Below are 7,812 nucleotides of genomic sequence, written 5' to 3' on the forward strand. Positions count from 1 at the left end.
CATAAAATTCTTCTGTGAAAAAAAGCTTAATAACTAACGGAGCAGATAAGAACAGTACTAAGCTTCCCAGCGCGGCCAACGCCAGGCTCCCCCGTGCATATAAGTGGTGTTGGTCTATTTTTCTGGATAAAAATGGGAAGAAAACACGCGATATGATATTCATAAATTGTTGAGCAATGTTTATGAATTTTCCACCTGCATCTAATAAGCCATTAGCTATGCTTCCGCCCATAAAGCCTAGTAACACGACCGAAAAGCTGTTGTATAAATTCGGCATTATGTTGTTTATAAACACATCAGTGCTGCTTTTGATGGTGGCTGTGATCTCTTTATATTGCGGGCGTTTTAGCCTTACACCCCATTTCCCTAAAATTAAGTACATGGCCCCTGCGCCACTGAACACAAACCCAAGCGAAGTAAGCAAGGGCGGAATAATGTAGTGTTCTTTTTCAGTTACAAACACAAAAACAAGCACAGTAAACAGCGCCTTGGTAAATAGGTTGAAATAGGTAATGTATTTCATTCGTTCCATGGCTTGAAAAAACCAGTCTGGAAACAGGATGTGGCCGGGTACAAGCAAGAAGGTGATTAGCAGAATGTCTTTGTTCTCATTGAAATACGGTACTGTGGCTATTAGCGCGTAAAGCAAAGCAAAGGATATGGCGGCAAGGCATATTCTTGCCCAAAGTACGTTTGAGAATATTTCAGATACTTTTTCTAGGTTGTCTCTGTTGCGGGCAACATCTCGGGTGGCGGTGTAGTTAAACCCCCAATCGGATACGGTTTGAAACCACACCATTACTGCAGCGGCAAAGGCTATTTTACCAAAGCCATCTACGCCAATTACCCTTGCTAGGTAAGGAATAGTAATTAGTGGGAATACATATCCTGCTATTTGCAGCAGCATCAAATAGCCAAAGTTGCTGGCGAGCACTTTGCCATCTTTGCTTTTTTTGAAGCGTGCCAGCAATGTTTTTAGTTGATCCATCATTTTAAGAAACGCACATACCACGGCATCGCCTTCGCAATGCCTTCCATAATTCTGTATTCCGGCGCATAGCCCAATAGCGTTTTTGCTTTGCTCACATCCGCTTGGCTGTGGCGTACATCCCCTGGCCTAAAATCGCGGTACACGGCTTGTTTTTCATAGTTCACGCCGTTTTCTGCCAGTGCGTTTTGTATGGCGTGGAATAAATCGTTTAGGGTGGTTCTATCCCCCACGGCCACGTTGTATACCTGGTTTTTGGCCTTTGGGTCTTCTGTGGTGGCTGCCAGTATGTTGGCCTGTACGGCGTTTTCCACAAAGCAGAAATCGCGGCTGGTTTCACCATCGCCATTAATGAATACGTCTTCGTTTTTTATCATGGCTGCCGTCCACTTAGGGATAACCGCCGCATAGGCGCCATTTGGATCTTGCCGTTTGCCAAACACGTTAAAGTAGCGCAGGCCAATGCAGTTAAAGCCATAGGTGCGGGCGAACACATCGGCGTATAGCTCGTTCACGTATTTGGTAACGGCATAGGGGCTTAGGGGGTTGCCTATGTTGGCTTCCACTTTGGGCAGGGCTTCGTGGTCGCCATAGGTAGAGCTGCTGGCCGCATAGGTAAAGCTTTGCACCTTGGCATCGCGTGCGGCCACTAGCATGTTTAAAAAGCCGGTAATATTGGCGCTGTTGGTGGTTATGGGGTCATCAATAGAGCGCGGCACCGAGCCAAGGGCGGCTTGGTGTAGCACGTAATCCACGCCTTCGCAGACTTGTTGGCAATCTTCTAGGTTGCGGATATCGCCTTCAATAAAAGAAAAACGCGCCCACTGCTCGGTCGATACTAAACCCTGCACCTCATCTAAATTATGCTGATGCCCGGTAGCAAAGTTATCTAAACCAACCACCGTTTGATCGAGCTTAAGCAAGGTTTCTAATAAATTAGAACCAATAAAGCCAGCTACGCCAGTGACTAGCCAGGTTTTAGGTGTTCTTTTAAGGGCAGCTTGCAGCTCGGCATAGGGGCTAATAGATAAAGCCTTAGGTGTTGTCATATGTATTCCACTACTTAATCAAACGATAATGATTTCGTTATACAAGGCATCGACCACAGCATCGGTTTCAGGGGTAGACCCAGCGGTGAATTTTTTGATGTTAGTAACGCGGTGTTCTTTGTCACCAGGGTTAATACGTTCGGGCTGCTTGTGTTCGTTGATGAGGGTGGGGACAGTAACAATATAGACATTGCAATCTTTTAAATCTTCTAGGCGATGGGTAAAGGTCAGTGCTGTAGCTTGGGCTCGTTCTTTATCAGAAACCTCTAGGGTAATGCCATGCCCTGCTTTTAAAGCATCAATGTGTGATTGATTAATATCAAACCCCATGACACACCGTTTTTTACCAAACTCGACAGCTAAAGGTAAGCCTACGTAACCTAAACCAATAATGGCTAATTGTATGGTTAATAGTAAAAGCATGCTTTTTAGGTGTGGTGTTTATTATAAATAGGCAGCTTTCTCGGCAGCCCTCTGTTATTAGAGAGAGTACTCCCCCTTGTTTTCAAATTAGCCATCAATTCTAACGTTAATTAAACTACTAAGTGAGGTATATACGTAAATCGTTGTTTCTAGATTTTTCCTAAGCCTCTTTAGATAAGGATATCTCGATATCTATTAACTAGCACTCAAACTAAAAAGATCATAAGTAGTGATCTTATATTGATAAATCCCTAACAATTCTACCGCTAATTAAAAGATTTGTTTGAATATAAGCTAAAAATGTTGCACTATCGGGGCAATATTTCAAAAAGGCAAAAAAAAAGCCCTTGAAATGAATCAAGGGCTTTTTAAATCTGGCGGAGATGGAGGGATTCGAACCCTCGATGCGGGTATAAGCCGCATGCTCCCTTAGCAGGGGAGTACCTTCAACCTCTCGGCCACATCTCCGTAAAGTCATAACTATAGCATAACTTTAAATAAAAAAGCTAGCCCCTAGCTGACTTTAGTTTTTCTCTTGGTCTAGCTCAAAAACGCGGTGCAAAGTGCGCACAGCGAGCTCCATGTATTTGTCATCAATAATGACAGAGGTTTTGATTTCGCTGGTGCTGATCATTTGGATATTGATGCCCTCTTCGGCCAAGGCGCGGAACATGGTGCTGGCTACACCCGCATGGCTGCGCATGCCAATCCCCACGATAGAGACTTTACATACTTTAGAGTCCGCTACAATTTCGCCTGCACCGATGGCTGGGCCGATTTGTTTTTCTAGGATCTCTTGGGTGCGCTCGGCATCTGCACGGTTTACCGTAAAGGAAAAGTCCGTTGTGCCCTGTACCGATAGGTTTTGTAAGATCATATCCACATCGATATTGGCTTCGGCAATGGGGCCTAGGATCGAATACGCCACACCGGGGGTGTCGGGTACGGCACGCAAAGTGAATTTGGCCTCGTCACGGCTAAAAGCAATACCAGAAACAACAGCAGCTTCCATTTTTGTGTCTTCCTCGAAGGTAATCAACGTGCCCGAGGAGTCTTCCTCGTCGATGGGCATATCCGGATCAGTTAAAGATGATAAAACGCGTACGGGGACCCGGTATTTACCGGCAAACTCCACAGAGCGGATTTGTAGAATTTTGGAGCCCAAAGAGGCGAGCTCTAGCATTTCCTCGAAGGAAATCACGCGCATGCGACGGGCTTCGGGGACCACGCGTGGGTCGGTGGTATAGACCCCATCCACGTCGGTAAAAATTAAGCATTCATCGGCGTTTAGCGCGGCGGCCATGGCCACGGCCGAGGTGTCCGAGCCACCACGCCCTAGGGTGGTGATGTGGCCTTTGTCATCAACCCCCTGAAAACCAGTCACAATCACCACGCGGCCAGCGTCTAAATCGGCTTGTACTCGGGTGGGATCAATGGATTTAATGCGTGCTTTGGTATACGAGGAGTCGGTGTTCACTGGCACTTGCCAACCGGCATAGCTACGAGCGGGCACGCCAAGCTCGATCAATGCCATGGCTAATAGTGCGCTACTGGCTTGTTCACCCGTGGCAGCGAGCATGTCTTGCTCTCGCAAGTTAGGATGTGCGGAGATATCTTTTGCTAAGCCTAGCAAACGGTTGGTTTCGCCAGACATAGCAGAAGGAACCACTACAACCTGATGTCCAGCTTTGTGCCATTTGGCGACTCGGCGCGCTACATTTTTGATACGCTCTACCGAGCCCATCGATGTGCCGCCATATTTTTGTACGATCAAGGACATAATAATTACTGACTGAAATAAAATGGCTCACGCCACGAAAAAAAATACTATTTTATTTGGCTACGATACGCTAGTATCAAAATGTAAAAACACGCGGCCGCGGCGACAGCATACATAGACGTCGCCATGTTTAATGCGCATTTGGCGGTCAAAGCCCAGCGCATGCAGTTCACGCAGCTGCCGTAACATATCATTTAACCGTGCTTGGGTGGGCATTTTTTGCCCTTGTTTGGCTAGCCAATGGCGCAGTACCAGGGCTTGGCGGGTGGGTTTGAGCTGGCGCCACCGTGCTAGATCAAAGCTTTGGCTGGCGGCGTCCACATCTAGCGTTGCCAAATCGTCTTCGGCGATTTCGTCTAAGAGCTCGGCGATTTCTTGGCTTTGTTGAGCATGGCGGCTTAATACGTGCTGCCAGCCGCGCCACCGTTCATTTAAGTGCGGCACAATCCGGTCCCGCAGCGCCCCGCGCGTGTAGTCGTCCTGAAGATTGGTTGGGTCCCACACGGGTTTCCACTGGCTTTGCGCGGCAAATTGCTCTGCCACAGCGATCAGCTTAGCACGGGGGATGGTAAGCAAGGGGCGTAAATAATGGATGCCGTCCCTTTGCATCAGGGGTGCCATGGCGCCCATGCCGGTAACCCCCGCCCCCCGCAGTAGGCGCAGCAATACGGTTTCGGCCTGATCATCCAGATGGTGACCTAAGAATATATGCTTGACACCAGTAAGCTGGCTAAGCTGTGTAAAAGCCTGGTAGCGTGCGGTGCGTGCGGCGGATTCCAGGCCATCGCCCTGGGTTAGGTCCACCTGTACGCGCACGGTGTGGCACGGCACACCGAAAAACAAGGCGAGCTCATGGACATGGTCCACCCAGCCCTCTGCCCGCTGTTGTAAGCCATGGTGCACATGAAAAAAATGCAGGGTTTTACCCTGCTTGCGTGCCCATACCACCGCGTGTAACGCCAGCATGGCAGAATCCACCCCGCCGCTGCATGCGACGGCAAATGCATCTGCTGCCAACGGTTGGGTGAGCTGCTGCAACGCAGATAGCACCAAGGGGTTGGCTACCTGCTCAAGAAAAGAGGTGCTAAGGGGTGGAAAACCAGGATTAGGCACGTGACTCTTGGTAACGACCATAAGACAACAAGCGCTCTAAACGTTGCTGACGTAATTGATCTACGGATAACCCCGATACCTGACGCAGGGCGTCGGCTAGGGCTCGGCTTAGCTGGCGTGCCATGGTGGCGGGGTCGCGATGGGCACCGCCAATGGGTTCGTTAACCACACGATCAATAAGATTCAGATCTTTTAGGCGGTCAGCCGTGATCGCTAAGGCTTCGGCAGCGGTAGAGGCTTTGTCGGCGCTGCGCCATAAAATCGAAGCACAGCCCTCGGGGGAGATCACCGCATAGGTGGCGTATTGCAGCATGAGCACCACATCGCCCACGGCAATGGCTAATGCCCCGCCGGAGCCGCCCTCGCCAATAATGGTGGAGATAATGGGGACTTTGAGTTCGGCCATGGCATAGAGGTTATGCCCAATGGCTTCGGACTGGCCGCGTTCCTCGGCACCGATGCCGGGGTACGCACCGGGGGTGTCCACAAAGGTAAAAATAGGGAGTTGGAATTTTTCGGCTAAGCGCATTAAGCGTAAGGCTTTGCGGTAGCCCTCGGGGCGTGGCATGCCAAAATTACGTTTGGCACGCTCTTTGGTGTCGCGGCCTTTTTGGTGACCAATGACCATGCATGGTGTGCCGTTAAACCGAGCCAACCCACCTACGATGGCTTTATCGTCCGCATACATGCGGTCGCCGTGTAGTTCGTGAAAATCCGTAAAGATTTCGCGCACGTAATCTAAGGTGTAAGGACGCTGGGGATGGCGTGCTACCAAAGCCGTTTGCCAAGGCGTTAATTTAGCGTAAATACTACGCGCCAAGGTTTGACTTTTTTGCTGTAGACGGCTGACCTCTTCGGAAATATCTACCGCGGAATCCGCCTGCACAAATCGCAATTCGTCTATTTTTTGTTCGAGTTCAGCAATGGGTTGCTCGAACTCTAGGAAAGTATTTCGCATTGTCGTCTTAGCTCGTATTAATAATGGACAGCTACAGCATCTACGCTGCGCCATAAATGCCATGTTGCCACAGTACACCAAGGTGCCCAAGCCTGAGCAACCTCGCGGGCTTCAAAACGCGATACCGGTTCGCCACTGAAATAATGCGTAGAGATGGCTTGTAATAAAGCGGCATCATCCAGTGGCAAAACATCGGCACGACGTAAGTTAAAAATTAAAAACATTTCGGCCGTCCAGCGGCCGACGCCACGAATAGCACAAAGTGTTTCGATTACAGCTTCGTTATCTAAGTGCTGTAAACGCGAAACATCAATATAGCCATCCACAAAATGTTGAGATATCCCAATAATATATTCTGCTTTACGCCTAGGCAAACCAATTTGACCTAAGCAAGCAGACGAAAGTATAGCGATATTTTCTGGATTGGGTTGTTCCCCGTGATGACGCGCAAACTGGTGCCATTGTCTTAGCGCGGTGCGCCGGCTGGCTTGGCGCGATAAGACAGCACGCACCAGGGTGACAAACGGCGATGCCGGTAACCCTAGCGCATCATCAGCGTATAGGGGGATTATTCTACGCAGAATCCGATCATTTTTCATCAATTCGGTTTTTGCTCTTTCCCAATACGCGGGTGCGACCACCTGATCTGTTGCGGTATTAAGCACGACGCCACTGGGTGAGCCCACCGGGCTTGTCCTCGAGCTCGATGCCCTGGGCGCGCAGTTGTTCGCGAATCGCATCGGCCTGTGCAAAGTCTTTGTTTTGCTTGGCCTGATGGCGTTGGGCGATTAGGTCTTCGATTTGGGCATCGGTGATGGATGAAGCTTGCGCCCCTGTTTTCAAATAGCGGGTGGGCGAGCGTAAGTAGGTTTGGGGGTCGTGCTGCAATAAGCCTAGTATCCCCCCCAATGCCTTAAGCTCAGCCGATAATGCCGCGGATTTGTCCTTATTGGCCTGACTGGCCAGATCAAAAAGCACGGCGACTGCCCCAGCCGTGTTGAAGTCATCGTTCATGGCGTCACGGAAACGCTGAGCATAAGGGCTGTCCCAATCAATGCCGTTTTGTGCGGCGGGTGGGATGTTGGCTAGGGTCTGGTACAACCTGTCGATGGCTTGCTGGGCATCGTAAAGGTTATCGGGTGCGTAGTTTTGTGTGCTGCGGTAGTGGTTACGCACAATGAAAAAGCGCAGCATTTCCGCTTCGCGTGGGTTGGCTTCGTAAGTGGCTTGGTTATCGGCCACGTCGGCGGCGATGGTTTGGCGAATCGTGCGGAAATTGCCTAAGGATTTAGACATTTTGTCCGCATCCACCATAAGTGGTCCGCAATGCATCCAAATCGATGCCATTTCCCCACCAAACGCCCCCTCGGATTGGGCGATTTCGTTTTCGTGGTGGGGGAATTTCAGATCTGGTCCGCCACCGTGAATGTCCAAGGGCATGCCCAACAAGGCATGGCTCATGGCTGAGCATTCAATATGCCAACCGGGGCGCCCCAAGCCA

Annotated in this window: 7 protein-coding genes, 1 tRNA gene and 1 pseudogene; all 9 read right to left on the reverse strand. The window is 49.8% G+C overall.

Annotated features, from left to right (window positions below; translation table 11 throughout):
* Nucleotides 1-991, reverse strand: a 991-nt coding sequence (locus Q1V74_RS07720; protein WP_300647840.1) for an oligosaccharide flippase family protein, incomplete at its 3' end; no start/stop codon positions are given.
* Complete coding sequence (locus tag Q1V74_RS07725) at nt 988-2,037, reverse strand: NAD-dependent epimerase/dehydratase family protein (RefSeq protein ID WP_300647843.1); 1,050 nt, start codon at nt 2,035-2,037, stop codon at nt 988-990. The genes Q1V74_RS07725 and Q1V74_RS07720, both read right to left, overlap by 4 nt.
* A 27-nt stretch (nt 2,038-2,064) precedes the next feature.
* Nucleotides 2,065-2,460: pseudogene (locus tag Q1V74_RS07730) on the reverse strand (Vi polysaccharide biosynthesis UDP-N-acetylglucosamine C-6 dehydrogenase TviB); the annotation flags it as partial.
* Between the two features lie 375 nt (nt 2,461-2,835).
* Nucleotides 2,836-2,928, reverse strand: a tRNA-Ser gene (locus Q1V74_RS07735).
* Nucleotides 2,929-2,983: 55 nt separating this feature from the next.
* Nucleotides 2,984-4,240 (reverse strand): aspartate kinase, encoded by a 1,257-nt coding sequence (locus tag Q1V74_RS07740; RefSeq protein WP_260649125.1) that lies wholly within the window; start codon nt 4,238-4,240, stop codon nt 2,984-2,986.
* 60 nt (nt 4,241-4,300) lie between these two features.
* Nucleotides 4,301-5,374, reverse strand: a complete 1,074-nt coding sequence (gene tilS / locus Q1V74_RS07745) for a tRNA lysidine(34) synthetase TilS (RefSeq protein ID WP_300647846.1) — start codon at nt 5,372-5,374, stop codon at nt 4,301-4,303.
* Complete coding sequence (locus Q1V74_RS07750; RefSeq protein WP_300647848.1) at nt 5,346-6,311, reverse strand: acetyl-CoA carboxylase carboxyltransferase subunit alpha; 966 nt, start codon at nt 6,309-6,311, stop codon at nt 5,346-5,348. Before Q1V74_RS07750 ends, tilS begins: the two co-directional genes overlap by 29 nt.
* 17 nt (nt 6,312-6,328) lie before the next feature.
* A complete protein-coding gene (locus Q1V74_RS07755; protein WP_260649128.1) occupies nt 6,329-6,997 on the reverse strand; it encodes a DNA-3-methyladenine glycosylase 2 family protein in 669 nt (222 codons plus the stop codon).
* On the reverse strand, nt 6,969-7,812 hold an 844-nt coding region (locus tag Q1V74_RS07760), incomplete at its 5' end, for a DALR domain-containing protein (RefSeq protein WP_366524662.1). The genes Q1V74_RS07760 and Q1V74_RS07755, both read right to left, overlap by 29 nt.

Source organism: Paenalcaligenes sp. (assembly GCF_030152715.1).
GTDB classification, from domain to species: domain Bacteria; phylum Pseudomonadota; class Gammaproteobacteria; order Burkholderiales; family Burkholderiaceae_B; genus Paenalcaligenes; species Paenalcaligenes hermetiae.

Excerpts from the sequence above, each read along its gene's own strand:
- tilS (WP_300647846.1), bottom strand. The coding sequence starts at position 5,374 with ATGGTCGTTACCAAGAGTCACGTGCCTAATCCTGGTTTTCCACCCCTT.
- Q1V74_RS07750 (WP_300647848.1), bottom strand. The coding sequence starts at position 6,311 with ATGCGAAATACTTTCCTAGAGTTCGAGCAACCCATTGCTGAACTCGAA.
- Q1V74_RS07740 (WP_260649125.1), bottom strand. The coding sequence starts at position 4,240 with ATGTCCTTGATCGTACAAAAATATGGCGGCACATCGATGGGCTCGGTA.
- Q1V74_RS07725 (WP_300647843.1), bottom strand. The coding sequence starts at position 2,037 with ATGACAACACCTAAGGCTTTATCTATTAGCCCCTATGCCGAGCTGCAA.